The sequence below is a fragment of the Streptomyces pseudoechinosporeus genome (genome assembly GCF_054783935.1).
Map to the genome: position 1 here is coordinate 12,037 of NZ_BAAGPS010000053.1, position 25,895 is coordinate 37,931.

Genomic DNA, 25,895 nt, shown 5'->3' on the forward strand with positions numbered 1-25,895 from the left:
GGCGCGCGGCCTGCGGGGCAGATACCTGGAGCGTTCAGCGTCCTTCGCGCGAGTAGGCGCGGAGCGACAGCGGAACGAAGATCACCAGCAGGGCGGCCGACCAGAGCAGGACGGTGGTCACCGGATGTTCGAGTGGCCAGGCCACGTCTCCGGACGGGGCGCCCGGGTTGCCGAACAGGTCCCGTGAGGCGGCGGTGAGCGCGCTCACCGGGTTCCAGTCGGCCAGGAAGCGCAGCCAGCCCGGCATCCCGTCGGTCGGGACGAACGCGTTCGACAGCATCGTGAACGGCAGGCCCAGCGGCACCATCGCGTCGGCGACCTGGTCGTTCTTCACCGCGAGACCCACATAGACGCCCACCCAGCTCAGCGCGTACCGCAGCACGATCATCAGCAGGAACGCCTGGACGGTGGGGATCAGGCCGCGGTGCGGCTGCCAGCCCACCAGCAGGCCCGTGCCCACCATCATGGCGAGCATCAGCAGACCGGTCAGCAGGTCGGCGCCGGTCTGCCCGAACGGCACCGCCAGACGTGCCATCGGCATGGAGCGGAACCGGTCCATCACGCCGCGGGAAGCGTCGGCGGCCGTTCGCGTCATGACCCCCAGCCATGCGGAGAAGGTCACCATCGCGAACAGGCCGGGCATGAGGTACTCGCGGTAATCGCCGCCGTCCGGCACCTGGATCGCGCTACCGAAGACGTATCCGAACAGCACGACCATGACGGCCGGGAAGATCAGCGCCGCGACGATTTCGCCGGGTGCGTGCCGCAGCCGTCCCAGCTCGCGGCCGACCAGGGTCAGCCCGTCGGTGAACGTCCACCGCAGGCGGTGGCCCAGCGGCGGGGCGAGGTCGGTCATCGGACCAGTTCCTTCCGGTCGGTGAGGCGCAGGAACACCTCGTCGAGCGTGGGGCGGCGCAGCCGCACGTCAGCCGCGGCGACCCCGGCGCGGTCGAGCTCGCGCATGACGTCGAAGAGCCGGAAGCCGCCGCCCGGCAGGGCGACGCTGAGCCGGTCGGCGGTCACCGTGGGATCGGTTCCGGCCAGGGTTTTCAGCACGGTCGCTGCCGTGTCCAGGGCGGCGGGGTCTTCGAGTTCGACGTCGAGGCGGTCGCCGATCGTGGCCTTCAGCTCGTCGGGGGTGCCCGTGGCGATCACCTGTCCGTGGTCGACGACGGCGATGTCGTCGGCCAGCTGGTCGGCCTCGTCCAGGTACTGCGTGGTGAGCAGCACCGTGGTGCCGTCCGCCACCAGCTCGCGGATGCTGTCCCAGATCTCGCCGCGGCTGCGCGGGTCAAGACCGGTGGTCGGCTCGTCCAGGAAGAGCACCTCGGGGCGCAGGATGAGGCTGGTGATCAGGTCGAGGCGGCGGCGCATGCCGCCGGAGTAGCCGGCGACCTGCCGGTCGGCGGCGTCCATCAGATCGAAGCGTTCGAGCAGCTCGTCGGCCCGTCGGCGCGCGTCGCGCCGGGACAGATGGGACAGGCGCGCGAACATGCGCAGGTTGCCGCGGCCGGTGAGCTTCTCGTCCACGGCGGCGTGCTGGCCCGCGAGGCCGATCCTGGCGCGCACCTTGCCGGCCTCGCGGACGACGTCGTGTCCGGCGATGCGGGCGTGCCCGGCATCGGGATCGGACAAGGTCGCCAGGATGCGCACCGCGGTCGTCTTGCCCGCGCCGTTCGGCCCCAGCACGCCGCAGACCGTTCCTCTCGGGACGCTCAGGTCCAGACCCCGCAGGGCGTGGGTGTCGCCGAAGGCCTTGTGCAGCCCTTCGGCGACCACGATCGGATCAGGCATAACCCCTCCACTGAGTACCTTGTACGCGGTCTCGGCGGACACGCTAAGCGACTGGGTACTATGTACGCAACCAAGGAGGTGGAACGGTGACCGAAGCCGAGTACGTGAGCATCTGGATGCGGCCCGAGCGCTCCGCCTACGGGCCGACGCCGGTCTACAGCCGCGCGAAGATCACCGAGGCGGCCGTCCGGATCGCCGACGCCGAGGGGCTGGAGGCCGCCACCATGCGGCGGATCGCCGCTGAGATCGGTGCCGGCGTGATGTCCCTCTACCGGTACGTCCCGAGCCGCGAGGACCTGGTCGAGCTCATGGCCGACCAGGTGATGGGCGAGATCGACGTTACGGCAATGCCCTCAGGCGACTGGCGCGCCGACCTGACCCGCTACGCCGACGGACTGCGGACCATGTGGATGAGGCACCCGTGGATCGCCACCGTGCAGCGCTCCCTCCCCAGCTTTGGCCCCAACCAACTGCTCTTGGTCGAACGGCTGATGGGGGTGCTCGACGCCTTCGTCTCCATCGACGAGAACCTCGGCCTCGTGGCCCTGCTGAACAGCCACGTCGAAAGCACCGTCCGCGAGGAGATCAGCACGGCCAGGGAAGTCCGCCGCAGCGGGCTCAGCGAGTCGGAATGGATGGCGCGGAGCTACCCGTACATCGACCGGCTGGTGAAGAGCGGGGAGTACCCGATCTTCACCAAGATCGTGATGGAGGCGCGCCAGCCGCACCTGAGCCGCGAAGACCAGTTCCGGCACGGGCTCCAGCGCGTCCTCGACTGCATCGCCGCGGCCCTCCCATCAACGGCCGAGTCTCCGATGTCGGCGCACCGAGAGGGGCGGGAAGAACAGGACGGGCCAGGACAGGCTCGTAGTCGACCATCCGAGAGGGCATCAAGAGCGAAATAGACGCACAAGTTATGCCTGAATACCACGGTTGTACCGACGTTCTCCGAGGTTGCAGTACCGCCACCGCGGTCCTTCGCCCGTCCTCGTCGACGACTTCACGTCGATTTTGTTGTTGAAAGAACCTGGATACCGACGAAGTCCGCCGCAGCGCGAGGGCCGGGCACGGCGACAGCCGACCCGAGGTCGAGCCGCTTGTCCATATCCAAGCGGAAGGTGCCGTACGGGTTGACGTTGGACCAGAACAGCGCGGTCAGGCCGCGCCGGTCCTCGTCGCTCAGCTTCTTCGCCCAGGCCGGTTCGGCCAGGACCTGCTGCACCAGCAGGGTGTTGACGTGCACGAGCGCGGATTGGAGCAGGTGCAGGGCAAGCATCGAGGTCTCGGCGTGCTCCTTGTCCGGGCCGGTCAGGGCGCCGTCCTTGCCGTAGTGGAGCACGGTGTTGGCGCTGTTCCAGTTCTCCACGACCTGGAGCCCGCCGTGGATCTCGCGGCGCAGGCCGGGGCTGGCCAAGTAGTCGCAGGCGAAGACCGTGCGGACCGCGCGGCCGAGTTCTTCGAGGGCCTGGTAGGTGGGGTGTTTGGGGCCGCCGCGGGTGAAGCGCCGCAGGACCTGCTCGGCCTCCGCCGTGCCGAGGCGGAGCGCGGTGGCGTACTTGACCATCTGGTCGTACTGCTGCTCGATCAGCTCCCAGCGGATCGGCCGCGTCAGGGAGGCGCCGAGGACGGGCCAGCCCGGCGGGGTGTCGTCGGGGCGGTACAGGCGGATGCTGCCGATGTTCTTCAGCCGGGGCAGCAGGCGGAAGTTGAGCAGCTCGGTGAAGGCGAACCCGACGACCGCCTCGCGCCAGTCCTTGCGCACCACGCCGTCCATCGGCACGACATCCGTGGCGTCGTAGAAGCGGGTCTTGCCGCCGACGTCGGCGTACTTCTTCAGCAGCTTCATCGCGTCCATCACCGGCCGGTAGGCGGTGTTGTTGCACTTGAAGCCGAGCGTGTTCAGCAGCGGCGGCAGCATCTGCCGGCAGTACGAGGATCGCAGGGTGGTGCGGACCTTGGCCTTGAAGACCTTCTCGTTCGCCTTGGCCTCGGCCACCAGCTCGCGCAGCGTCTTCTCCCCGACCACCGGGTACAGGGCCCTGCGTACGATGTCGTCCGGCTTGCCGACCGCGGCCTCCGCCAGTTTGAAGAGGATGCCCTCCTTGCCGCGGACCTTCTTCAACTCGGCGGTGAGCTGCTTCTCCACTCGCCGCTCAGCACGAGCGTTGATCTTGTGGACCAGGGCAATCAGCAGGTCGACCAGAGCATCGGTGATCTCCGCCTGACGGGAGGAGCACAGCACCGCGAGCAGGGTGATCCGTACGTTCTCGGTGGTGTCGCGGAAGTCCGAGGGGTACATCTTGATCGCGCGCGCTCGCCACGCGGCCACCAACTTCTCCGAGCAGTCCGCGAACAGCCCGTCCGGGAGCCCGAGTTTCCGTACGCCGGTCAGTTTGGTGATCTCCGTCAGCAGCGAGTCCAGACCCACCGCCCCCGGGTCACGCTTGAGCGAGGCCAGCAGTGCAGTGCCCGCGTCGTTGTCCTCGGCCACCAGGGCCAGCAGCCGGGCCGCGCACGCCTCGCCCAGGCGGTTGATGGTGCGGGTACAGAACGCCTTCTCCCACTTGCCCCGCGCCGCGACCAGCACCTTCTCGACCCGGGTCGGGCCCGGCGGCTCGATCTTCCGCGCCCGGCACTCCACCAGCAGGGCCTCGCGCTGCCGGTCCTCCACCAGCTCGACCGGACAGACTTCCGTGGCCATCCACTCGGCCAGTGCCTTCTCGTCCGCGACCGTCGACGGCCTGAACCCCAGGGCCTCGCGGATCTGCTTACGGTGCCGCTTCGCGCCCGTCAGGTCGTACTTCGCAAGCTCCGACGCCGGCACCTTCACCAGACCGGCGACGTACTCCACCGCGGGCTGGGGGAACTCCTCGACGAACTCCGGGAACCGGGCCTCGATCTCGAAGAACTTCAACATCACGCAGAAGCCGAGCCTTGTCGCCCCGGTCTTGTTGGCCACGAGCTTCCAGTCGCCCTCCACCAGCGTCCAGCTCGCCAACAGCTCTTCCGGCGACCACTCCTGTCGCACACCGCCCCTTGTCGTCGACCTCCCGGGCATTCACCCGGACAGTCCAACGAGGCGTCCCGCCACCGAGAAACGGGCCCCGGAACCTACTGGCGGGTTACCTGTTCCCTGGTGTCTGGGCTAGGACTTCGGGGCCGTCATCGACCGCCCCACACCCGTGATCGCCCGGCTCCTCGGACCGCCCGAAGGAAGCCGGGCTGATCTAGGGGTGGTGGACGGGACCTTGATCCCCGTGGAGGATCACCCGGTGACGGGCCTGCTCCAAGAACTACCGGCGGTCGGTCAACGTGCAGGTCACCATCCGCGCCAAGGACCGGCGCGTAATCGCCGTCGGCGACTCCTGGCCAGGCAACCGCAACGACATCGTCGTCTTCCGTGCGGCCATGGCCAACCAGGCTGCCGGGCACCGGCTGTTGATCGGGGACGGCGCCTACCGCAGCGCACCGGAGATCATCACCAGCCGGAACAAGAGCAAGTCGTTCGCCAAGCGCAGGGCGCGGGCCGAACACGCCATCGCCCGCGCCGTCGCCGTGTTCCACAACCTCAAGATCGACTACGCATGATTTGCAGAACAGCCCTTAACCGCACCGCGTCACGGTGCCAGAGCCGCCCGCTCCCTCCCCCGGGAGCGGGCGGCTTTTTCATGTGGGTCCAGCATGTGGGTGTGACGGTGATTCGGGGTAGGGTTTTACCGACAGGGCGTCGGGAAATCTGTTGACTTAGGTAAGCCTAACCATAGAAGATGAGCCCGGCTCTCGTCTCCCCTTCGGCCTCGGAGGTCCACATGAACTCGTCGAGTACACCGTTCTCGACGCTCATCCGTACCGCGTCCCACGAGCAGCACGTGGAGGCGGAGACGTCAACGTTCATGAGCGACCTGCTCGGCGGCCGGCTCGGCGTGGACGCGTACGCGCGCTACACCGAGCAGCTGTGGTTCGTGTACCGGGCGCTGGAGAAGGGTGCGGAGCACCTGTCGAGCGACCCGGTGGCCGGTCCCTTCATCCAGCCCGAACTGCTACGACTCGCTTCGCTCGAGCAGGACCTGGCGCACCTGCGCGGCCCCGACTGGCGAGCCGGCCTCACGGCGCTGCCCGCGACGGAGGAGTACGCGCAGCGCGTCACGGAATGCGCACTCACCTGGCCCGCCGGCTACATCGCCCACCACTACACCCGCTACCTCGGCGATCTCTCCGGCGGCCAGATCATCCGCGGCAAGGCGGAGAAGACGTGGGGCTTCGCGCGCAAGGGCGACGGGGTGAGGTTCTACGTCTTCGAGCAGATCACCAACCCGGCGGCGTTCAAGCGGAGTTATCGCGAGCTGCTCGACGGTGTCCTGGCGGACGACCTGGAGAAGCAGCGGATCGTCGCGGAGTGCAAGCGGGCGTTCGCGCTTAACACCGCGGTCTTTTTCGCGCTGGGTGAGGAGTTCCGAGTCAGCGCGTGAGCGCGTGAGCGCTCCGCTGGGGGCGGTTCTGAAGCTGCGGGTTCGTTGTGGCTGGTCGCTCCCCCACTCTCGGCTTCTCCCCCAGTGCCTTAAGGGCCTGGGGGACCCCCAGAGCGGGGGGACCCCCATCGCGGCGGAGCCGCATATGTCACAGCCCCGCGCCCCCGAGGGGCTACGCCCCTTCCGGGGCACCCGTAACCCTCAGTGCTCCAGGAACACCCTGCCGCCCACCTCGACCCACCCCTCCGGCTGTGGTGCCGTCAGGATCTGTGAGCCTGCGCCCTGGGTGATGTTCAGGGCGCGGCCCAGTTGGGCTGTGAGTTGGAGGGCTGCCGCGCCTGTTGCCTCGTCCTCCTCTATGCCGTCGCCGCGCCCCGGGAAGCCACGAGCGCGGACACGGCCCGCCGCCTCGTCCTGCCAAGCCCAGGCGTAGAGCCACTCCCCTGGCGGGGGCACCTCCAGCGCGTCGACCTCGGCGGCCGACCCATACCGACGCAACGTACGCGGCAGAGCCCACTCGGGCCGCGCCTCGATCCAGCTGAACTCGCCGTCGAGGCGTGCGCCCACCACGCCCGCCGGAGTGACGAGTTCGGGCACGTCGAGCAGCCAGGCCGTGCCGACGCAGGGGTATCCGGCGAAGGGCAGCCGTGCGCTGGGCGTGTAGATGTCGATGACCCCGCGCTCGGGGTCATCGACGAACACCGTTTCGCTGAAGCCGAGTTGGGCCGCGAAGGCCTGGCGGTCGTCGCGTTCCGGCATCAGGGTGCCGTCACGCACGACCGCCAGGGCGTTTCCGTGTCCCCCACCAGGCCCGCAGAAGACACGCAGCACGTCGTAATCAGTCACGCGGGCATTCAAGCATCAACCCGCGGCCGGCTACGGATCAGCCCTGCTCCCCGGCCCGCCGGCGACGTACCGCGAAGACCACGCCCGCACCCGCCGCGACCGTCACGGCGGCCACCGCACCGAGGGCGCCGACCGGGACGGAGGAGCCGGTGGCCGCCAGGCCGCCTGTTACGCCGCCGCCGGTGGTGCCGCCCGCGGTGGAGCCCGTCGTGCCCGCGCCCGTGCCGCCGCTCGTGCCCGAGCCGGTGCCGGAGGACGGGGTGGCGGAAGCGCCCGGGTCATCGGTCGGCGGAAGTTCGGCGTCCGCCGACAGGGCCACCGAGAGGTCCACCGGGTCGAGTTCGTCGCCGGGCTGGTAGAAGCCGCCGAAGGCGTCCGCTCCCGCCGCCGTGATCTTGGCGGTGACGTCCGACAGCGTGATGACGTCGTCCTCGGCGACCAGGTCCGCCGACCCTGGCTGAAGGTCGGCGAGGACCACGTCGTCGGACTTCTCGCCGAGGCTGTTCACGTCGGCGGTCAGCGTGCCGGAGTCGCCGTCGATCTTCGCCTTGAGGTCGCTGAGGGTGAGGTCGAGTCCGTACGTCCCGTTCTCCTCATGACCCTTGAAGTTCACGGACCCCTTGAAGGCGGCGGAGAGGGTGTCGGCCTCGGTGTCGTACGTGCCGGAGCCGTCGACGAAGGTGAAAGCCCCGTTGCCGGAGGCCTGCGTCGCGCCGCCGGAGACGGTGATCTCGCCCTTGGCGATGCTGCCCACGACGTACGCACGGAAGGACTGCTTCACGCCCCAGCCGAGGGTGCCGTCCGCGATGTCGCCCTTCGTGGGGGCGGCGGAGGGCGGGGTGTCCGCGGGCGGCGTGGTCGTCGGCGACGTGGGGTTGCCGGCCGTGGGCGGGTCCGAGGGAGACGTCGTGGGCGGCGTGGTCGGGTCGTCCGTAGGAGGCGTGGTCGGGTCGTCCGTGGGCGGCGTCGTCGTGCCCTTGTCCTCGACCGTCAGCGGGTCTCCGGCCGCGCCCGTGTAGCTCGCGCTGCCGAAGGTGTCCGCCGCCTCCTTCGTCAGCTTGGTCGCCATGTTCTTCATGTCGCGGGTGACGGTGACGTCGGCGAGCGGTACGTCCTGCGTGGTCGCGGTGCCCTTCGTCACGTCCGCGGTGATCACGGCGTCCTTGCTGTCGAACTTCACGTCGGACAGGGTGAGTTCGAAGCCGTGCGCCTTGGACTCGATCTTCAGGCTGCCCTTGAAGCCCAGGTCGACCGTGTGGGCCTGGTCGTCATAGGTGCCGGTGCCCTCCACGAAGGTGAACGCCCCGTTGCCCGTCGCCTGCTTCGCACCGTCCGCGGGCGTGAAGGTGCCGGCCGCCATCCCGGTCACGTAGTTGCGGTACGACTCCTTGATGCCCCACGTCAACTCGTAGTCTTTGAGCGGGACTTCGGCGGCGGACGCGGACGTCGCGGCGAGAGCGGTGGCGCCGAAGGCGAGCGCGGTCGCTACGGCACCCGCGAGGGCTATGGGGCGGCGGCGATTGGCTGCCATGGGCTCGGGTCTCCTCATGAGTTTTCTCCTGTGTCGGCGTCGGACGCCGGTCGCGTACGACGCCCTCGTACGATCATGAAGGCGGCGCCCACCGCGAGCAGCGAACCCACCGCAAGGCCGATCGGCAGCACGGGCACGTCCGAACTGCTCGCCGTGGCCTCGGTCTTGGGCTCCGCGGACTCCTGGGCCGCGTCGGCCTTCGGCGAGGCCTCGGGTGTGGCCGACTCCGCACTGCCCAGGTCGGGCAGCGCGGGAAGCTGGGCGCTGTCGGTCAGGGCGACGGCGAGGGAGACGGGGTCCATGTCCGTGCCCGCCTTGTACATCCCGCCGAAGGCCTTCGCGCCCTCGGCGGTCAGCTTCGCGGGCGCCTCCGTCAGCGCGGCGAGGCCGTCCTTGGGCTTGAAGTCCTTGGCCTCGAAGGTGACCAGCGGGACCTTCTTCTCTTCCAGCTCGGGGCCTGTCACGTCGGCGTAGAGCGTGCCCTTGCCGTCCGCGACGGTTGCCTTGACCGCGCTGAGCCGCAGGTCAAGGCCGTGTTCTCCGGTGAAGCGCACCGCTCCGGTGAACGACGCGTCGAGGGTCTGCTTCTTCTCGTCGTACGTCCCGGATCCTTCGGGGAAGCGGTAGAGCGCGCCGCCGTCCTGGGCGCCGCCGCTGAGTTCCCATTCGCCCTGGGCGATGTCCCCGGTGACGTACTCGCGGAAGGTCCGGCGTACGCCCCAGTCGACGGCCCCGTCCTTGATCGCGCCCGAAGTGCCCTGCGTCTCCTCGGACTTGGGCTTCGACTTGGTCGGGGAGGGGGTGGCGGACGGCTTCGCGGCGGCTGCCTGCACGTCGGCGGAGAGGCTCACCGGGTCGAGGGCCGTGCCCGCTTCGTAGTACCCGGCAAAGGACTTGGCGCCCTCGGCGGTCAACGTGGCGGGCAGGTTGTTGAGTTGGACGGCGTTGCCGCCGCCCTTCATGTCGATCCCGCCGAGGGCGAGGGAGGCGAAGGGCACCTGCGAGGACGTCGTGACCCTGCCGGTGCCCATGGCCTTGCTGACGATGTCGACGTAGAGCGTGCCGCTGTTGCCGGAGATACGGACGGTGGGTCGACTGATCGTGAGGTCGAGCTGGTTGGTTCCGTCGTCCTTCTTGTGCCCGACGAAGTGGACTCCGCCGGAGAAGGAGGAGTTGAAGGCGCCGGAAGAACCGTCGTACGTCCCCGTCGCCGAGTGGAAGCGGAACTGGCTGGCGCCGGCCGTGGCCGCGCCGCCCGTGAGCGAGAAACTCCCGTTCGCGATGGGCCCGGTGACATAGCTCTGGAAGGAGGACTTGATGCCCCAGTCGAGCCGGCCGCCCTGCACGGCACGGCTCTCCGCGTGGGCGGACCCGGCCGGGAGCAGGGCTCCGAGAACGGCGGCGCACAGCACGGTGATCAGGGCACGTAGGCGCGCGGGCATGGAAAGTCCTCCGGGTGCGACTGCCGGTAGCGGGCAAAGGTAAGGCTAACCTAAGCTTTCCGGTCAGGTGTTGGAAGTGGACGGAGAGGAATGAAGAGGACCGTGCAACGCTTGCGCACAAAAATGGCGGGCGCGCTGCTGTCCGCCCTCGCCCTCACTCTCGCCGGATGCTCAGGCTCCGCAGAGGGCTCAGGCACGCCAACTGCCAAAGAATCAGAGCAGGTTGAGAAGGCTGCCAATCGGGTCGAGCCGCTCAAGGACACCCCGAAACCCCAACTGCCCGTCACCATCCGCTCCGCCGACGGCAAGAGCATCACCGTCCGGAAGGCACAGCGCGTCGTTCCGCTCTCCGGCAGCCTCAGCGAGATCGTCTTCACCCTCGGCCTCGGCAAGAGCGTCGTCGCCCGCGACATCACCGCCACCTTCGAGCAGGCGGAGAAGCTGCCGGTGGTCACCCGTAACCACGACGTCTCCGCCGAGAGCGTCCTGTCCCTCAAGCCCGACCTCGTGCTCGCCGAGTCGACCACCGGCCCCGACGAGGCCATGGACCAGATCCGCGACGCGGGCATCCCCATCCTGGTCGTCGCCCCCGCCAAGGGCCTCGACGACGTGGGCCCGCGGATCGAGGCGGTGGCCGGCGCCCTCGGCGTACCGGCCGCCGGGGAGGAGCTGGCGCAGCGCTCCGAGCAGCGAATCGCCGCCGTACGCAAGGAAGTTCCGGACGGCGACAAGCCGCGCGTCGCGTTCCTCTACCTCCGCGGCTCCGCCTCCGTCTATCTGATCGGCGGCAAGGGATCGGGCGCCACCTCACTGCTCGAAGCGGCGGGAGCGGTGGACGCCGGGGCCGAGTCGGGCCTTGAGAAGGACTTCACGGCGATCACCACGGAGGCTCTCGCGCAGGCCGCGCCCGACGCGATCCTCGTGATGTCCAAGGGCCTCGAATCCGTCGGCGGCATCGACGGGCTCGTGAAGATCCCCGGTGTCGCGCAGACCCCGGCCGGCATGGAGCGACGGGTCGTCTCGATCGAGGACGGCGTACTCCTCAACTACGGGCCGCGTACGGATGAGGTACTGAAGTCGCTGGTCGGTCAGTTGTACGGGGACGCCGAGTGACCGTGACGGACAAGGGCGCGGTACCCGGGGCCGAGGCTCCGGCCCATGAGGCGCCGCCCGCCGGCGACCTCCCCGCAAGACCCCGCCGCGGCACGCCCTGGCTCCTCACCGCCGCCATGACCTCCTTCCTCGCCCTGCTCACCCTCACCTCCGCGGGGCTCGGCGCGTACGACATCTCCCCCGGCGACGTCCTCACCTCCATCGCCCACCGCGCGGGTCTCGGCGGCAGCGAACTCTCGCGCGTCCCCGAATCCGTCCTCTGGAACGTCCGCTTCCCGCGCATCGTCCTCGCTCTGCTCATCGGCGCCTCGCTGGGCTGCGCGGGCGCGCTGATGCAGGGCGTGTTCGGCAACCCCCTCGCGGAACCGGGCGTCATCGGGGTCTCCTCGGGCGCGGCGGTCGGCGCGGTCGCCGCGATCTCGCTCGGCCTGAACTTCCTCGGCAACTGGACCATCCCGGCCTTCGCCTTCGTGACAGGCCTCGGCACGGTCCTGCTGGTGTACGCGATGTCGCGCTCGGGCGGCCGTACGGAAGTGGTGACGCTGATCCTCACGGGTATCGCGGTGAACGCCTTCACGGGCGCGCTGATCGGCCTGTTCATCTTCTTCGCGGACACGGCGGCGGTGAACCAGATCACCTTCTGGCAGCTCGGCTCGCTCTCCGCGGCGACCTGGCCGAAGGTGCTCGCGGTGCTGCCGTGCGCGGCCCTCGGACTGGCCGTCGCGCCGCTGTACGCACGGAAATTGGACCTCCTCTCCCTCGGTGAACGCCCGGCCCGGCATCTGGGCGTGGACGTCGAACGGCTGCGGATCGTCCTCGTCCTGGTCATCGCGCTGCTGACGGCCGCCGCGGTGTCGGTCTCCGGGATCATCGGCTTCGTGGGCCTGGTCATCCCGCATCTGCTGCGGATGGCGGCCGGCCCCGGCCACCGTTTCCTCCTCCCGGGCAGCGCGCTCGGCGGTGCGGTGGTGCTGCTCGCGGGCGATCTCGCGGCCCGTACCGTCGCCGAGCCCGCCGAGCTGCCGCTCGGGGTGCTGACCGCGCTGTTCGGCAGCCCGTTCTTCTTCTGGCTGTTGCGCAGGACCCGCCGCAGGCAAGGGGGTTGGGCATGAACGGCATGAAGTGGCTCCGGTTGCCCGGCGCGAGGCCCACGCCTCCCGCCGCCGTACACCCCGGCGACGTACTCGCCGAGGCCGAGGCCCTGCACGTCCGGCTCGGCACCCGCGAGGTGCTGTCCGGCGTGGACGTCACGGCCCGCGCGGGCGAAATACTGGCCCTGGTCGGCCCCAACGGGGCAGGAAAGTCAACGCTTTTGAGCACGCTGGCGGCTGATCTCCCGGCCGCGGCAGGGCTCGTACGGGTCCACGGCCGCCCGGCGGCCGACTGGTCGGCGCATGAACTCGCCCTGCGCCGCGCCGTGTTGCCGCAGTCCGCGACGCTCTCCTTCCCGTTCACGGTCGAGGAGGTCGTACGGATGGGCCGGGCGCCCTGGGCCGGTACGCCACTGGAGGACGAGGACGACCCGGCGGTGGCCGCGGCCATGGCGGCGACCGAGACGTTGGACTTCGCGGCCCGCCCCTTCTCGGCGCTCAGCGGCGGCGAGCGGGCCAGGGTCGCGCTCGCCCGGGTGCTCGCCCAGCGCACCTCGCTGCTGCTGCTCGACGAGCCGACGGCCGCACTGGACCTGCGCCACCAGGAGCTGGTGCTGCGGATCTGCCGGGAACGGGCCCTGGCCGGGGACGCGGTGGTCGTCGTGCTGCACGATCTGGGGCTGGCGGCGGCGTACGCGCACCGGGTGGTGATCCTGTCCGCCGGGCGGGCTGTGGCCGACGGGCCGCCGGCCGAGATCTTCACGGACCGGCTGCTGTCGGACGTCTACCGACAGCCCGTCGAGGTCTTCCCGCATCCGCGCAGCGGGGAGGTTCTCATCACTCCTCGCCGGGGTTCGTGACCCTCCCGTGTGCGGCGCGTTTCCCGGCCCCGATAGGGTTCGCCTCCGGGAAGGGGTAGGTGAGGACGATCCGATGAAGACGCCGCAGACACTTCGCAGGCTGGGCCGGCTGACCACGTCGGCGGCAGTGGTCACCGTGCTGTCGGTGACGGCGAGCGGGTGCATGGTGGTGCACGGGGAGCGGGAGATCCTCCCGGGAGCCACAAAGGCCGAGGCCGCGCGTGCCCTCAAGGACTTCACGACCGCCTACAACGACGCCAACGCGGCCAACGACCAGGCCCTGGACGCCGATCGGGTCACCGGCCCCCTCGCCGACATCGACGGCGCCAAGCTCAGGGCGGGCGCGAAGAACCAGCCGGGCGGCAATCCCGACTATGCGCCGCTGAAGTTGACGGACACCGAGTTCACCATCCCCAAGAAGGCAGGCTGGCCGCGCTGGTTCGTCGCCGACTCGAAGGCCAACAAGGGCTCCGAGAATACCCGTTGGCTGCTGGTCTTCACCCGGGGTGGCGCGGACGAGGTGTGGGAGGTCTCGTATCTGACGATCCTCGCCACCGACGACGTACCGGAGTTCAAGAAGGACAAGGACGGCTGGGCCGAGCCCGTCACCGCGAACGCCGCGGATCTGGCCGTACCGCCGCAGGACCTCGCCAAGACGTACGCGACGTATCTGCAGGAGGGCGGCGCCGCCTTCGCTCCGGGCACGCACACCTCCGCGTGGCGGACCGCCCGCGAGGAGAACGCGGAGAAACCGGGTCTGGTCCGCCAGTACCTCGACGAGCCGCTGACCTCCGGCGACTACGCCCCCGTCGGCCTGCGCACCACGGACGGCAGCGCACTGGTCTTCTTCACCACCCGCCACTACGAGAAGCAGACGGCGGCCCAGGGCGTCCCGCTGAACGTCTCCGACGCCAACGTGAAGGCCCTGATGACGGGCGAGGCCAAGCAGTCGATCACGCTGGAGTCGGTGTCGAACCAGGCGGTACTGGATCCGGGGCCGGGCTCGGCGGACCAGAAGGTGGAGTTCTTGGCGAGGATTCAGGGGCTTACGGGGGCGAAGGGGGAGTAAGGCTTCCTTTGGAAGCCGGGGGTGCGGGCAGCGCCCCTTCAGGGGCGCGGGGAACTGCGCGACAAGCCACAACGAACCCGCAGATAAATCACGAGCCCCCGCGGAGCGCGCGGCGTCAGCCCCGCAGGGGCCACGCCGCCAACTGCTCAGGCTCAGCGCCAGCGAACCGCGCACACTCGTCCGTGAGGAACTCAAGCAGCGTCAGCGGGTCCGGGAGCGGGTGTTCGGGCCCGCGTACCCAGGCGACCGTCAGGTCACCGGGAAGCTGCGCGGGCGGCACGAGGACGTACGACCCACGGCAGTGCCACCGCAGCCCGGGGTGCTCGTCCATCGTCTCGGGGTGGCAGTCCAGCTCGCAGGGCCACCACTCGTCCTCCTCCTCGGGCGTACCGCGGGTCGCCGTGAAGAAGAGCATCCGGTCGCCGCCGGACTCGGCGACGGGTCCGACGTCGATGCCGGAGGCGAGCAGCCGCTCCAGGGCCTTGCGGCCGGCGTCCAGGGGTACGTCGAGTACGTCGTGGACCATGCCCGTCGCGGTGATGAAATTGGCCTGCGGCTGATGCCGGGCCCACCGCTCGATCTGCGCGCGGTCGGTCGTGGACTGGGTCTGCCAGGCGAACGACACGGGATGCCGGGCGGGGGTGGGACAGCCGACGCGGTCGCAGGAGCACCGGTAGCCAGAGGGGTGGGCGGCAGGCGCGAGCGGCAGCCCGGCGCGAGCGGCGGCGAGGAGCAGATCCTCACGGCTGGTGTCGTCGGCGGCGTCGGTCATCGAGGGACGTCGGCGGCCGCGCAGCCACTGGGAGATCCTGCCCTGCCCGCCCGAACGGCGGCCGAACTCTGCGCTCATCTATCCCTCGCCTCGCTGTTGTGCGGACAGCGTGTTGCGGACAGCATGCCTCATGGTCCCACCATCGTGCGGCACGGGGTGCCGAAGCACCCGTCCTGGGGTGGGTGGGGCGATGCGTGCGCGACACAGGGATCGGGCGCTATCGCGCACTTTGAAGGCATTTACGCGCCTCATCTACGTGCCTTCAATGTCACCCTGGTCACAATCGGAGCTCAACGCGCCGCTCAGCGTGCCGATCAGTGCGGCGCGCAGTGCATCGCTCAGCGCGGGGCGAGGCCGTGGAGGGCGTAGTCGACGAGGGTGTCGACGTACTCGTACGAGATCGGACCCGTGCGCTGGAGCCAGCGCTGGGCGAGGGGCGAGACGAAGAGCTCCAGGGCGATGCGCGGGTCGATTTCGGGGCGTACATCCCCCTTGTCCTGAGCGGAGCGCAGGCGGTGGACGTAGAGCTGGAGCGAGGGTTCGAGGAGCTTGGCCACGAACACGGCGCCGAGCTGCTCGTTGACGACACCCTCGGCGGTCAGCGCGCGGGCCGGCACCTCGAACCTGGGGTCGAGCAGTTCGTCGACGGTGGCACGCAGCACGAACTTGAGGTCGGCCGCAAGGTCACCGGTGTCCGGGAACTCGAAGGGCTCCTGCCCTTCCTTCACGGCCAGCTCCGAGGCCTGCTCACTCAGATCGAGAAAGGCTTCGAGCAGCACGTCGGCCTTCGACGGCCACCAGCGGTAGATCGTCTGCTTGCCGACTCCTGCGCGGGCGGCGATGCCTTCGATGGTGGTCTTGGGGTAGCCGACCTCGCCGACGAGGGAGAGGGCGGCGTCGTAGATCGCGCGGCGGGACTTCTCGCTGCGGCGGGTGGAGTCGGGAGCGGGCTTGTCGGGGGCGGGCTTCTTGGCCATGCGTCGAATTTATCAGGTTGACAAGACGCCCCGTCTCGCCAGACAGTGATGAGCGTGACAACGAGACGAAACGTTCCGTTGCACCTCTTGAGAGGAGACCAGGCATGACCCGATCCGGATCCGGAAACATGCTCGGAGTAGGCGGCACCCGCAGCAAGCTCAGCCGCAAGGCCCTACGCGGCGACGACCGTGGCGCCCGAACCGGCGGACGAGTCGACCCGCAGGCCCAGAAACGGGAGCTGCTGCGCAAGCTCCAGGAAGAACGCGCGGCACGGGACACCTCCGAGGAGGAGGCGAACTGACCTGACTTCATGAACGTATGGCGGCGGGAGGCAGGAGCTACGCGCCCGCAGGGGGCCACGCATCGCCCCAGTCCGCGTTGCGGGCCGCCCGGTAGAGCGGACCATGACGCTTGGTCACCGTTTCACGATGCAGGTACTCCTCGGTCTCGCACAGGTCGAGGAGGACCTGCCCCTTACGGATCTGCGGCCGCCGGACCACGCGGGAGGGGGCCGGCGTCACCGGGAAGCGCGTGGCGGCGACGTAGCTGAACTTCTCGTCCTCGTATGGCAGGGAGCCGCCCTTGACCTGACGGTGCAGGGAGGAACGGCTGACCCGGGCGGAGAAGTGGCACCAGTCCTGGCCTGGGACGATGGGGCAGGTCGCGCTGTGGGGGCAGGGGGCCGCGATGTGGAAGCCGGCGTCGATGAGGCGGTCGCGGGCCTCGATGATGCGGGTGTATCCGTCGGGGGTGCCGGGCTCGACGATCACGACGGCCTGGCCGGAGGCCGCGGCGGTGTCGACGACGGCGGCACGGTCGGCCTCGGTCAGCTCGCCGAGGACGTACGAGACGGTCACGAGATCAGTGCTCTCGATCGTGAGCGCCGCTCCAATACGAGAGCGCTGCCACTCGGCGGCCTTCAACTCAGGGTTGGCGGCGGCGATTTCGCGCCCGAGCGCCAGCGCGGGCTCGGCCCAGTCGAGCACGGTGACCGCCCGCTCCCCCGCCCAGGTGGCGCTGACGGCCCAGGTCGCCGCCCCTGTCCCGCCCCCGACGTCCACATGACCTGCGGGTACCCACCCGGGCACCGCCTCCGCGAAGGCCTCCAGCGCCGCGCACACCGCCTCGAACGTCGCCGGCATCCGGTACGCCGCATACGCGACCACATCCGAACGATCCCGCAACACCGGCGCATCCGTCGGCGTCCGTCCCCGATAGTTCATGATCAGTCGCTCGACCGCCTGCGCGGCCGTCTTCGGTGGCAGCCCGTCGACCAGCCCGGCCAGGGCGGCACGCAGGGAGTCATCAGGGGACAGTGGGACGTTCACAAGGTGATTCTAGGGTTGAGGCCAGGCACCACGACGACGACCGAGAGCAGTCCGGGAAGGACCGACGTATGATCATCTTTGGCACCAAGGGATACCTCTACCAACTCGCGATACTGACGCTGATGTGCGGCCAATGCGGCAACCCAGCCGCGCACACGCTCAAGAAACGCGTCACGAAGTTCACCCTGTTCTTCGTGCCGCTGTTCCCGTTCTCGACGAAGTACATGACGCAGTGCACCTTCTGCGGCGCGGAGACGAAGATCACCAAGGAGCAGGCGGAGCAACTACAGGCACAGGGCACGCACGGGCCCGGCGGCCAGGCGTACGGACAGGGGCAGCCGCAACAGCAGCAGCCGTACCAGTCCTGAGAGCGCCGCTCACTGATCAGAGCGTGGCTCGCACACGAGAGCGCCGCTCGCCGTCAAGAGCACCGCTTACGCACGAGAGCACCGCTCACCCCGCGAGCGCCACTCTCACCCAGATCACCGCTCACCCACGGGGCTGTTGCGCGAAATTGTGACACTTGCACGTGCAAGTGTCACAATTTCGCGCAACAGCCATGCCCCCCACCCCTCACATCCCCCGCACCGCCCCCGCGAGCCGCGTCCCCGCCGCGGCTCGCGGGCCGTTGTCCGGGACGGGGCGTCGTCGCGGATGCACCGCGTTCGTCAGCAGTACCAGGAACGTGTCCGTTGCCGGGTCCAGCACCAGCGACGTACCCGTGAAGCCCGTGTGCCCCGCCGCCCCCCGCCCCGCCAACTCCCCCATGAACCAAGGCTGGTCGAGCGCGAAGCCCAGGCCCGGCGGGGTGAACAGCAGCTCGACATAGTCGTGGCCGAGGATGCGGGCCGTACCGTACGAGCCGCCCGCGAGCAGCGTGCGGCAGAAGACCGCCAGGTCGCGGGCCGTCGAGAAGAGGCCGGCGTGGCCGGCGACGCCGCCGAGGGACCAGGCGTTCTCGTCGTGGACCACGCCACGCAGCATGCCGCGGTCCGCCTTGGCCCAGGGTCTTCGCTGGTCCTCGGTGGCCGCCGCACCCGGGCACGGCCCGAAACCTGTCGCCGTCATCCCGAGCGGCCGGGTGATCCCCTCCCGTACGAGGACGTCGAGCGGGCGCCCGGTGATCCGCTCCAGGACGTGCTGGAGGAGGAGCATGTTGAGGTCGGAGTATGCGTACGTGCCGCCCGGCTCCGACACCGGCTCCTCCGCCCGCAGCAGCTCGAGCCGTGCCGCGTCGCTGCGGCAGTCGTACAGCGGGAGTTCGGGGCGCAGCCCGGAGGTGTGGGTGAGTAACTGCCGTACGGTGACGCCGTGTTCGGCCGCGGCCGCGAAGTCCGGGAGGTACGCCGCCACGCGCGCGTCGATGCCGAGCGTGCCGCGTTCCAGCTGCTGGACGGCGGCGACGCTCGTGAAGAGCTTGGTGAGAGACGCGAGGTCGAAGGGCGTGTGCACACTCGCCGGCACCCATGCGCTGCGCGGCAGTTCGAGGCCGCGGCCGGTGCCCTCGTCGTAGGCGGCGTACCGCACCGCCCAGCCCGCCGCCTCCTCGACGGCGATCACGGGGCCGCGTCCGGCGATCACCACGGCGCCGGCGGCCCAGGGCGGGTCCCCGCTGGTGAGTGCGCGGACCTCCCGTACGAGTTGAGCCAGTTCATCGGGATCGAGCCCGGCACGTTCCGGTGTGCCGGGGCGCAGTCTCGGTGCGCTCAGCTGTCTGCTCCCTTTTTCTCGGCTGCGCTCGAAAAGGGGGAACCCCCACCCTTCGCGTCCGCGCGTCGCTGCCAGGGACGGCACAGTCCCATGAAGCAGCCCACGGCCACCAGTGCGCAGGCCAGTTGGACGACGGCCATCGGGACGGCCGTGTGTTCCCCGGCGATGCCCACGAGGGGTGTGGCGATCGCGCCGACGAGGAAGGAGGAGGTACCGAGCAGGGCGGATGCGGAGCCCGCGGCGTGCGGGGTGCGCATGAGGGCGAGGGCGTTGGTGTTGGGCAGGCTCAGGCTCATCGCGGACATCAGCACGAACAGGCCGACGGAGATCGGTACGAGGCCCACCTCGCCGAAGACTCCCGCCGCCATCAGCAACAGCGCGGCCGACGCGGCGGTGATGATCGCGAGGCCGACCGCGAGCACCTTGTCCATGCTGACCCGGCCGACGAGGACCTTGCCGTTGATCTGGCCGACCAGCACAAGGCCGACCGAGTTGACGCCGAAGAGGATACTGAACGTCTGCGGAGAGGCGCCGTAGATCTCCTGGATCACGAACGGCGAGGCCGAGACGTACGCGAAGAGCGCGGCGAAGGCGAAGCCGCCGGTGAGCATGTAGCCGGTGAAGACACGGTCCGCGAGCAGTCCGCGCATGGTGCGCAGGGCCTCCGCGACGCCGCCGCTGTGGCGTTGCTCGGGCGCGAGCGTCTCGGGCAGCAGCCGCCAGACGACGACGGTCAGCACGACGCCGACGGCGGTCAGGATGTAGAAGACGCCGCGCCAGTCGGTGATCCGCAGCACCTGCCCGCCGATGAGCGGCGCGATGATCGGGGCGACTCCGGAGATCAGCATGAGCGTGGAGAAGAACCGCGCCATGTCCACGCCGTCGTACAGATCGCGCACGACGGCCCGCGCGATCACGATCCCGGCCGCGCCCGCGAGCCCCTGGAGCAGCCGGAAGGCGACGAGGAGTTCGATGGTGGGCGCGAACGCGCAGACGGCGGTGGCGACGATGTAGATCAGCAGCCCCACCATCAACGGCCGCCTGCGCCCCCACTTGTCGCTCATCGGCCCGACAACCAGCTGCCCGAGCGCCATCCCCGCGAGGCACGCGGTCAGCGTCAACTGCACGGTGGCCGCGGGCGCGTGCAGCGAGTCGGTGACCTCCGGGAGCGCCGGGAGGTACATGTCCATGGACAGCGGCGGTACGGCGGTGAGGCCACCGAGGATGAGCGTGACGAGCAGGCCTACGGAGCGGCGGGCGCCCGGCGACCGCACGCCCGGACTCGATGGGGCCACAGGGGACGCGTCCGCGGCGCTCGCTCCCGTAGCCGAAGCGATCGCCGCGCCCGGTATGTGACCCTTCCCGCCCCCTTGGCTGCTCTGCCCGTCCTCGTCCCGTCTTGCGCCGCCCTGCTCGGGCATGTTCCCCTCCCTGCTGGTTGAACCTTCCACCTATGCTCTCAGCTCGGACAAGCTGGCGAATCACAGATCCATGGAGCGAGGGTTCGGGGATGGCGGAAGTGGCTGCAGAACGCGTGCGCTGGGGTGTGCTGGCGACCGGAGGGATCGCGGCGGCGTTCACGGCGGATCTGGTGGATCTGCCGGACGCGGAGGTCGTGGCGGTGGCATCGCGGACGGAGGAGTCGGCGAAGGCGTTCGCGGACCGGTTCGGGATACCCAGGGCGTACGGCGACTGGGGCGCCCTCGCGGCGGACGAGGACGTGGATGTGGTGTACGTCGCCACGCCGCACTCGGCGCACCGGGCCGCGGCCGGGCTGTGCCTGGAGGCGGGGCGCAACGTGCTGTGCGAGAAGGCGTTCACGCTCAACTCGCGTGAGGCCGAGGAGCTGGTCGCCCTCGCGAAGGAGCGCGGCAGCTTCCTGATGGAGGCCATGTGGATGTACTGCAATCCGCTGATCCGGCGCCTCAAGGAACTCGTCGACGACGGCGCCATCGGTGAAGTCCGCACGGTGCAGGCCGACTTCGGGCTTTCCGGCCCCTTCCCGCCCACTCACCGGCTGCGTGACCCGGCGCAGGGTGGTGGCGCGCTGCTCGATCTGGGCGTGTATCCGGTGTCGTTCGCGCACCTGCTCCTCGGGGAGCCCTCGGAAGTGACGGCGAGAGCGGCGCTCTCCGACGAGAGCGTCGATCTCCAGACGGGAATGCTGCTCTCCTGGGAGAGCGGTGCTCTCGCTTCGTTGCACTGCTCTCTCGTCGGCGGCACGTCCACCTCCGCCTCGGTCACCGGATCGCAGGGCCGTATCGACATCCCGTACGGCTTCTTCCACGCCGACCGCTTCGTACTGCACCGCGACGGCCGCGACCCGGAGGAGTTCACCGCGGCCGACGCGACACGGGCCAGCCTCAAACACGAGGCCGTCGAGGTCATGCGCTGCCTCCGCGCCGGCGAGACCGAGTCTCCCCTGGTCCCGCTGGACGGCACCCTCGCCGTGATGCGGACGCTCGACGCGGTACGGGACCGCATCGGCGTCCGCTATCCCGGAGAGCTCGGCGAGCTCGGTCAGCAGGACCTCACCCCTGCTTGAGCCCCTGGTCCCCCACCTCGGTCACGAAGGACGCGGCCGTGGTGATCGGTGCCCCCGGCGTCGTCACCGCGTTCACCGTCTTGAAGTCCACCTGCGCCGCGTCCTGGCCGAGGGCGACGGTCGCATAGCCGCGCTGGCCGTTGTAGTGCTTCATGTGCGGGTTGGCGGCCAGGTACCCCGCCCAGTTGGGCGGCTGCGCGGCCCCGTTCTGCCCGCTGCTGATCGACGTGGTGACGATCTCCGTACCCATCGTGCGGGAGTTCTGGTTGTCGAAGTCGCGCTTGATGTCGAAGCCGTACGACACATGGACGTCGCCGGTGAGCACCATCAGGTTCTCCACGCCGGCCGCCTCGGCACCCTTGAGGAGCCGTTCGCGGGAGGCCGGGTAGCCGTCCCAGGAGTCCATGCTGCGGGTGGTGTTGCCGGGGGTGGCGTGGTTGCGGCGGGCGAAGACGACCTGCTGCGGGAGGACGTTCCACAGCGCGTTCGACTGCTGCCAGCCGTCGGTCAGCCAGCGCTCCTGCTCAAGGCCGGGCAGGGTCTGCGACTCGGCCTCGGACTCGGGCGTCGGCGTCTTCCAGCCGTCGCCGTTGGCCTGGTTGGTGCGGTACTGCCGGGTGTCGAGGATGTCGAACTGCGCGAGCCGGCCCCAGCGCAGCCGCCGGTAGAGCCGCATGTCGGGACCCTGCGGCTGCTGCGGACGGCGCAGCGGCTGGTTCTCCCAGTACGCGCGGTAGGCGGCGGCGCGGCGCAGCAGGAACTCCTCCGGCGGTACGTCGTTCTCGGGGATGTCGTCCGCGTAGTTGTTCTCGGTCTCGTGGTCGTCCCAGGTGACCACGAAGGGGTGCGCGGCGTGTGCGGCCCGCAGATCCGGGTCGGACTTGTAGAGGGCGTACCGCAGCCGGTAGTCCTCCAGCGTGACCGTCTCGCGGTTGAAGACGGCGGGCAGCGTGCGGTCCGTGTAATTGCGGGCGCCGCCGACGGAGTTGACGGCGTACTCGTAGAGGTAGTCGCCGAGGTGGAAAACGATGTCGACGTCGTCCTCGGCCAGGTGCTGGTACGCGGTCCAGTAGCCGTCGTGGTACGCCTGGCAGGAGACGGCGGCCAGCGTCAGGCCGGCGACGCGTGCGCCGGTCGCGGGCGCGGTGCGCGTCCGGCCGGTCTCACTGACCCAACGGCCCGTACGGAAGCGGTAGTAGAAGGTGCGGTCGGGGTCGAGGCCGGCCACCTCGACATGCACGGCGTGGTGGAACTCGGGGTGGGCGGCGGTCGTACCGCGTCTGGCGATCCGGCTGAACTTCGCGTCGTGGGCCAACTCCCACTGCACGGGGACGCGTTGCCGGGGCAGTCCGGAGTCGGCCTCGAACGGGGCCGGCGCGAGGCGTGTCCACAGCAGTACGGAGCCGGGCTGCGGGTCGCCGGAGCCGACGCCGAGGGTGAAGGGGTCGTCGGTGATCTTCGCCGCGTCGAGTTCGGCGGCGCCGGCCACGCCCGCGGTCGGCAGGTTGGTGGCGAAGGCGAGCGCGGCGGCGGCGCCGGTGACGGTGAGAAAGCGGCGCCGGCCGAGGTGACGGGCGGCGGCGCGAAGCTCGGGGGCGTGCCGCGAAACGCTTTCCTGCGGCGGTAGTTGACGGGCTGCGGGTGTCATCTGGCCCTCCCCTGACGGTTGTTGTACGACGCATTGGAGTGGCCGGGGTCGACGGCAGCCTGTCGCGTACACAACAGTGGGATGTCGGACGGATGAGTTCCGCATGGCGGGCCCTCACGTACGCTGCGAGCCCATGAACGACAAGGAAACGAAGATCGCGCTGGTCACCGGGGCGGGCTCCGGTATCGGCCGCGCCGTGACCGTGGAACTCCTGCGCACCGGCTGGTCCGTGGCGCTGGCAGGCCGCCGCGCACAGACCCTGGAGGAGACGACAGCCCTGGCGGAGGCCCGGGCCGAGAAGGGCGCCTCCCTCTGCGTACGCGCCGACGTCTCACAGCCCGATGACGTGGCCGGACTCTTCGCCGCCGTACGGGAGCGGTTCGGGCGGCTCGATCTGCTCTTCAACAACGCCGGTACGTTCGGTCCTGGCGGCGTCCCGTTCGAGGAACTGCCCTACGACGCCTGGCGCCACGTCGTCGCCACCAACCTCGACGGCGCGTTCCTGTGCGCACAGGCGGCGTACCGGCAGATGAAGGAGCAGGACCCGCAGGGCGGCCGGATCATCAACAACGGTTCGATCTCGGCGCATACGCCCCGCCCGCACTCGGTGGCGTACACGGCGACCAAGCACGCGCTGACGGGTCTGACCAAGTCACTGTCCCTGGACGGCCGTCCGTACCGGATCGCCTGCGGTCAGATCGACATCGGCAACGCGGCGACCGACATGACCGAGCGCATGCGGACGGGAGCCCTGCAGGCGAACGGCGAGGTGGTTCCGGAACCCGTGATGGACGTCGCGGACGTGGCCCGGACAGTGCGGCACATGGCGGAGCTGCCGCTGGAGGCGAACGTGCAGTTCGCGACGGTGCTCGCGACGACGATGCCGTTCATCGGTCGCGGATGAGCGCGCCATAACCGGAATCTGCACAATCGGAATGGAAACACCCGGTGCATTTCTGCCGGTGGTGGGCTTATGCTCGACACCCCTCCACCAGAGCTTCACATTTGGACCACAAGGCTTCCTGATCCACATTCCAGGGGGGAGGGGGTGGGCAGCCGTTCCGGGCCGTACGGATGGGGTGGGCTCCCGCGCGGGACCGCGGGAAGACCCGGGTTACGGAACGGCTGCCCCGCAATGCACGCCGATGCTCCCGTGACGCAAATGGGTCAGCGAGTCAGGATTTCCTCGATCTCGGTCAACTGCTCTGCGGTGAGCGGGTCTTGGGAGAGTGCCCCTGCGTTCTCCTCGGCCTGTGCGACCGAGCGGAAGCCCGGGATGGGGATCGTGCGCGGGCTACGGGCCCACAGCCAGGCGAGGGCACCCTGGGCGGGCGTACGGCCCTCGCTGGTGAGGACGGAGCGCAGGGCGTCGACGCGGCGCAGCCACTGCGGGTCGGCGCCCTCGCCCCGCGAGAAGCCGGGCAGCCAGGCGGGCGGCGCACTGCGGATGTCGCCAGCTTCGAGGGGCTGTCCGGCGGCCCGCCCACCTGTCAGCAAGCCCATGGCGAGCGGGCTGCGGTTGATGCTCGCGAGCCCCGACTCCTCGCAGAGCGCGAGCATTTCGGGTGCGTCCTGGAGCACGTTGAGGCGGTGCTGCACGGCCGCGCAGTGTCGCCCCTGCGCGAAAACGGCGGCCCGTTCCGGATCGTCGGTGCTCCAGGCGTACGCGCGGATGAGTCCCTCGCGTACGAACTCCTCGCAGGCGTCGCGGAGTTGGGCTGCTCGACCCAAGTCAGCGTCGGAGATGTGCAGTTGATAGAGGTCGATGTAGTCGGTGCCGAGGCGCTTCAGGGACGCGGTCAGGGCCCTGCGGGCGTACGCGGGTGTGTCGTCCTGGCCGATCGCCGTGCGGGTCGCCTCGTCGAAGACGTTGCCCCACTTCGTGGCGACGACGACGTCCGTACGGCGCTTGCCGAGGGCCCGGCCGAGCAGACGCTCGCTGTGTCCGGTGCCATAGGCGTCCGCCGTGTCGAAGAAGGTCACGCCGAGGTCGAGCGCGCGGTGGATCGCCCGTACGGACTCCTCGTCGTCGACCTTGCCCCAGCCCAGGGGCTGCCCGTCGGGGGTCTGCCACTCCCCGCCGATGGCCCAGCACCCGAAGCCGAGAGCACTGATCTCGATGTCGCTGCGGCCCAGTGTCCTGTGTGCGATCCTGTGCTCGATGCTCTCCATGCCTGCGAACGTTAGGAGTTGGAGCGCACGCGAAGGCAAGGGTGGACGCGGGAATTGTTGTCCTTGCATGGCAAGGTGGCCGGCATGAGCGATCAGGACGCAGCGGCGGCTCCTTCGACGTACGACGACATGTGGGACACGGTGGGCCGCCTCCAGGAGTGGCTTGTACGGGCGCAGCCCTCGCGTCCTCCTCAAGAGGCCCTGCTCCTGCGGATGTTGAAGCTCTCCGAGGAGGTCGGCGAGGTCGCCGAGGCGGTCATCGGGGCCACCGGGCAGAACCCGCGCAAGGGCACGAGCCACACCTGGGACGACGTCCAGTCGGAGCTGTGCGACGTGATCATCACGGCGGCCGTCGCCCTGCGCACGCTGACACCCGACGCTCGTGAGGTCTTCACGGCCCACTTGGAGCAGGTGCGGAAGCGTTCGCTCGGCTCGGGTCAGCTCCCCTGACGTCCGCCCTCAAAAGTTGATCATGTGGCCGGCGAGGCCGTGGACCGCCTCCTTGACCGCCTCGCCGAGCGTCGGGT

At 69.8% G+C, this 25,895-nt stretch carries 24 protein-coding genes and 1 pseudogene; 12 read left to right on the forward strand and 13 right to left on the reverse strand.

Annotation, left to right across the window (positions count from 1 at the left end; translation table 11 throughout):
• Nucleotides 1–34: 34 nt before the first annotated feature.
• Entirely contained in the window at nucleotides 35–856 is an 822-nt protein-coding gene (locus ACYVO6_RS36360) for an ABC transporter permease (RefSeq protein WP_461068884.1), read from the reverse strand.
• Entirely contained in the window at nucleotides 853–1,794 is a 942-nt protein-coding gene (locus ACYVO6_RS36365) for an ATP-binding cassette domain-containing protein (RefSeq protein WP_461068886.1), read from the reverse strand. The genes ACYVO6_RS36360 and ACYVO6_RS36365 overlap by 4 nt, the downstream gene beginning before the upstream one ends.
• Nucleotides 1,795–1,880: 86 nt before the next feature.
• Here ACYVO6_RS36365 and ACYVO6_RS36370 point away from each other — a divergent pair, with 86 nt between their 5' ends.
• Nucleotides 1,881–2,699 carry a TetR/AcrR family transcriptional regulator gene (locus tag ACYVO6_RS36370; protein ID WP_461068888.1) on the forward strand — a complete coding sequence of 273 codons (819 nt, stop codon included), beginning with the start codon at nucleotides 1,881–1,883 and terminating at the stop codon, nucleotides 2,697–2,699.
• A gap of 95 nt (nucleotides 2,700–2,794) precedes the next feature.
• Here the strand turns inward: ACYVO6_RS36370 and ACYVO6_RS36375 are convergent, their stop codons facing one another.
• The gene (locus ACYVO6_RS36375; RefSeq protein ID WP_461068890.1) at nucleotides 2,795–4,822 is read right to left on the reverse strand and encodes a Tn3 family transposase; all 2,028 of its coding nucleotides are present in this window, start codon (nucleotides 4,820–4,822) and stop codon (nucleotides 2,795–2,797) included.
• Nucleotides 4,823–5,094: 272 nt separating this feature from the next.
• Here ACYVO6_RS36375 and ACYVO6_RS36380 point away from each other — a divergent pair.
• Together ACYVO6_RS36380 and ACYVO6_RS36385 are read left to right on the forward strand one after the other, a co-directional pair.
• A pseudogene (locus tag ACYVO6_RS36380) lies at nucleotides 5,095–5,382 on the forward strand (transposase); the annotation flags it as partial.
• 221 nt (nucleotides 5,383–5,603) lie between these two features.
• A complete protein-coding gene (locus tag ACYVO6_RS36385; RefSeq protein WP_461068892.1) occupies nucleotides 5,604–6,263 on the forward strand; it encodes a biliverdin-producing heme oxygenase in 660 nt (219 codons plus the stop codon).
• Between the two features lie 201 nt (nucleotides 6,264–6,464).
• On the opposite strand, the gene ACYVO6_RS36390 is transcribed toward ACYVO6_RS36385, so the two are convergent.
• Genes ACYVO6_RS36390 through ACYVO6_RS36400 form a run of 3 tightly spaced genes read right to left on the reverse strand, consistent with a single transcriptional unit; the run spans nucleotide 6,465 to nucleotide 10,082 of the window.
• The gene (locus ACYVO6_RS36390) at nucleotides 6,465–7,109 is read right to left on the reverse strand and encodes a PhzF family phenazine biosynthesis protein (RefSeq protein WP_461068894.1); all 645 of its coding nucleotides are present in this window, start codon (nucleotides 7,107–7,109) and stop codon (nucleotides 6,465–6,467) included.
• A gap of 37 nt (nucleotides 7,110–7,146) precedes the next feature.
• Nucleotides 7,147–8,640, reverse strand: coding sequence for an HtaA domain-containing protein (locus ACYVO6_RS36395; RefSeq protein ID WP_461068896.1), 1,494 nt, complete (start codon nucleotides 8,638–8,640; stop codon nucleotides 7,147–7,149).
• Between the two features lie 14 nt (nucleotides 8,641–8,654).
• Entirely contained in the window at nucleotides 8,655–10,082 is a 1,428-nt protein-coding gene (locus ACYVO6_RS36400) for an HtaA domain-containing protein (RefSeq protein ID WP_461068898.1), read from the reverse strand.
• 90 nt (nucleotides 10,083–10,172) lie between these two features.
• Here ACYVO6_RS36400 and ACYVO6_RS36405 point away from each other — a divergent pair, with 90 nt between their 5' ends.
• The 4 genes from ACYVO6_RS36405 to ACYVO6_RS36420 all read left to right on the forward strand — a co-directional run bounded on the left by ACYVO6_RS36405 (nucleotide 10,173) and on the right by ACYVO6_RS36420 (nucleotide 14,215).
• Entirely contained in the window at nucleotides 10,173–11,195 is a 1,023-nt protein-coding gene (locus ACYVO6_RS36405; RefSeq protein WP_461068900.1) for a heme/hemin ABC transporter substrate-binding protein, read from the forward strand.
• On the forward strand, nucleotides 11,192–12,307 hold the full coding sequence (locus tag ACYVO6_RS36410) for a FecCD family ABC transporter permease (RefSeq protein WP_461068902.1): 1,116 nt from the start codon (nucleotides 11,192–11,194) through the stop codon (nucleotides 12,305–12,307). The genes ACYVO6_RS36405 and ACYVO6_RS36410 overlap by 4 nt, the downstream gene beginning before the upstream one ends.
• The gene (locus tag ACYVO6_RS36415) at nucleotides 12,304–13,146 is read left to right on the forward strand and encodes a heme ABC transporter ATP-binding protein (RefSeq protein ID WP_461068904.1); all 843 of its coding nucleotides are present in this window, start codon (nucleotides 12,304–12,306) and stop codon (nucleotides 13,144–13,146) included. Before ACYVO6_RS36410 ends, ACYVO6_RS36415 begins: the two co-directional genes overlap by 4 nt.
• A 73-nt stretch (nucleotides 13,147–13,219) precedes the next feature.
• Entirely contained in the window at nucleotides 13,220–14,215 is a 996-nt protein-coding gene (locus tag ACYVO6_RS36420) for a hypothetical protein (protein ID WP_461068906.1), read from the forward strand.
• Between the two features lie 115 nt (nucleotides 14,216–14,330).
• Here the strand turns inward: ACYVO6_RS36420 and ACYVO6_RS36425 are convergent, their stop codons facing one another.
• Nucleotides 14,331–15,065 (reverse strand): bifunctional DNA primase/polymerase, encoded by a 735-nt coding sequence (locus ACYVO6_RS36425; protein WP_189321080.1) that lies wholly within the window; start codon nucleotides 15,063–15,065, stop codon nucleotides 14,331–14,333.
• A gap of 260 nt (nucleotides 15,066–15,325) precedes the next feature.
• Nucleotides 15,326–15,964, reverse strand: coding sequence for a TetR/AcrR family transcriptional regulator (locus ACYVO6_RS36430; protein ID WP_461068908.1), 639 nt, complete (start codon nucleotides 15,962–15,964; stop codon nucleotides 15,326–15,328).
• Between the two features lie 104 nt (nucleotides 15,965–16,068).
• Here ACYVO6_RS36430 and ACYVO6_RS36435 point away from each other — a divergent pair, with 104 nt between their 5' ends.
• On the forward strand, nucleotides 16,069–16,266 hold the full coding sequence (locus ACYVO6_RS36435; RefSeq protein WP_461068910.1) for a DUF6243 family protein: 198 nt from the start codon (nucleotides 16,069–16,071) through the stop codon (nucleotides 16,264–16,266).
• A gap of 37 nt (nucleotides 16,267–16,303) precedes the next feature.
• Here ACYVO6_RS36435 and ACYVO6_RS36440 read toward each other — a convergent pair whose 3' ends face one another.
• Nucleotides 16,304–17,293 carry a small ribosomal subunit Rsm22 family protein gene (locus ACYVO6_RS36440; protein ID WP_461068912.1) on the reverse strand — a complete coding sequence of 330 codons (990 nt, stop codon included), beginning with the start codon at nucleotides 17,291–17,293 and terminating at the stop codon, nucleotides 16,304–16,306.
• 68 nt (nucleotides 17,294–17,361) lie between these two features.
• Between ACYVO6_RS36440 and ACYVO6_RS36445 the strand changes: the two genes are divergently transcribed.
• A complete protein-coding gene (locus ACYVO6_RS36445; RefSeq protein ID WP_461068914.1) occupies nucleotides 17,362–17,661 on the forward strand; it encodes a zinc-ribbon domain-containing protein in 300 nt (99 codons plus the stop codon).
• Between the two features lie 205 nt (nucleotides 17,662–17,866).
• On the opposite strand, the gene ACYVO6_RS36450 is transcribed toward ACYVO6_RS36445, so the two are convergent.
• Both ACYVO6_RS36450 and ACYVO6_RS36455 read right to left on the reverse strand, forming a co-directional pair.
• Nucleotides 17,867–18,988 carry a serine hydrolase domain-containing protein gene (locus ACYVO6_RS36450; RefSeq protein ID WP_461068928.1) on the reverse strand — a complete coding sequence of 374 codons (1,122 nt, stop codon included), beginning with the start codon at nucleotides 18,986–18,988 and terminating at the stop codon, nucleotides 17,867–17,869.
• A gap of 11 nt (nucleotides 18,989–18,999) precedes the next feature.
• Nucleotides 19,000–20,424 carry a Bcr/CflA family multidrug efflux MFS transporter gene (locus ACYVO6_RS36455; protein WP_461068916.1) on the reverse strand — a complete coding sequence of 475 codons (1,425 nt, stop codon included), beginning with the start codon at nucleotides 20,422–20,424 and terminating at the stop codon, nucleotides 19,000–19,002.
• An 89-nt stretch (nucleotides 20,425–20,513) separates the two neighbouring features.
• Between ACYVO6_RS36455 and ACYVO6_RS36460 the strand changes: the two genes are divergently transcribed.
• A complete protein-coding gene (locus ACYVO6_RS36460) occupies nucleotides 20,514–21,548 on the forward strand; it encodes a Gfo/Idh/MocA family protein (protein ID WP_461068918.1) in 1,035 nt (344 codons plus the stop codon).
• Here the strand turns inward: ACYVO6_RS36460 and ACYVO6_RS36465 are convergent.
• Nucleotides 21,535–23,196 (reverse strand): alkaline phosphatase D family protein, encoded by a 1,662-nt coding sequence (locus ACYVO6_RS36465; RefSeq protein WP_461068920.1) that lies wholly within the window; start codon nucleotides 23,194–23,196, stop codon nucleotides 21,535–21,537. The genes ACYVO6_RS36460 and ACYVO6_RS36465 overlap by 14 nt on opposite strands.
• A 133-nt stretch (nucleotides 23,197–23,329) precedes the next feature.
• Here ACYVO6_RS36465 and ACYVO6_RS36470 point away from each other — a divergent pair, with 133 nt between their 5' ends.
• The gene (locus ACYVO6_RS36470; protein WP_461068922.1) at nucleotides 23,330–24,100 is read left to right on the forward strand and encodes an SDR family oxidoreductase; all 771 of its coding nucleotides are present in this window, start codon (nucleotides 23,330–23,332) and stop codon (nucleotides 24,098–24,100) included.
• A gap of 263 nt (nucleotides 24,101–24,363) precedes the next feature.
• Here the strand turns inward: ACYVO6_RS36470 and ACYVO6_RS36475 are convergent, their stop codons facing one another.
• Nucleotides 24,364–25,368: an aldo/keto reductase gene (locus ACYVO6_RS36475; protein ID WP_461068924.1), complete on the reverse strand. Its 1,005-nt coding sequence runs from the start codon at nucleotides 25,366–25,368 to the stop codon at nucleotides 24,364–24,366.
• Between the two features lie 84 nt (nucleotides 25,369–25,452).
• Here ACYVO6_RS36475 and ACYVO6_RS36480 point away from each other — a divergent pair, with 84 nt between their 5' ends.
• On the forward strand, nucleotides 25,453–25,818 hold the full coding sequence (locus tag ACYVO6_RS36480; RefSeq protein ID WP_461068926.1) for a MazG-like family protein: 366 nt from the start codon (nucleotides 25,453–25,455) through the stop codon (nucleotides 25,816–25,818).
• Nucleotides 25,819–25,895 lie beyond the last annotated feature (77 nt).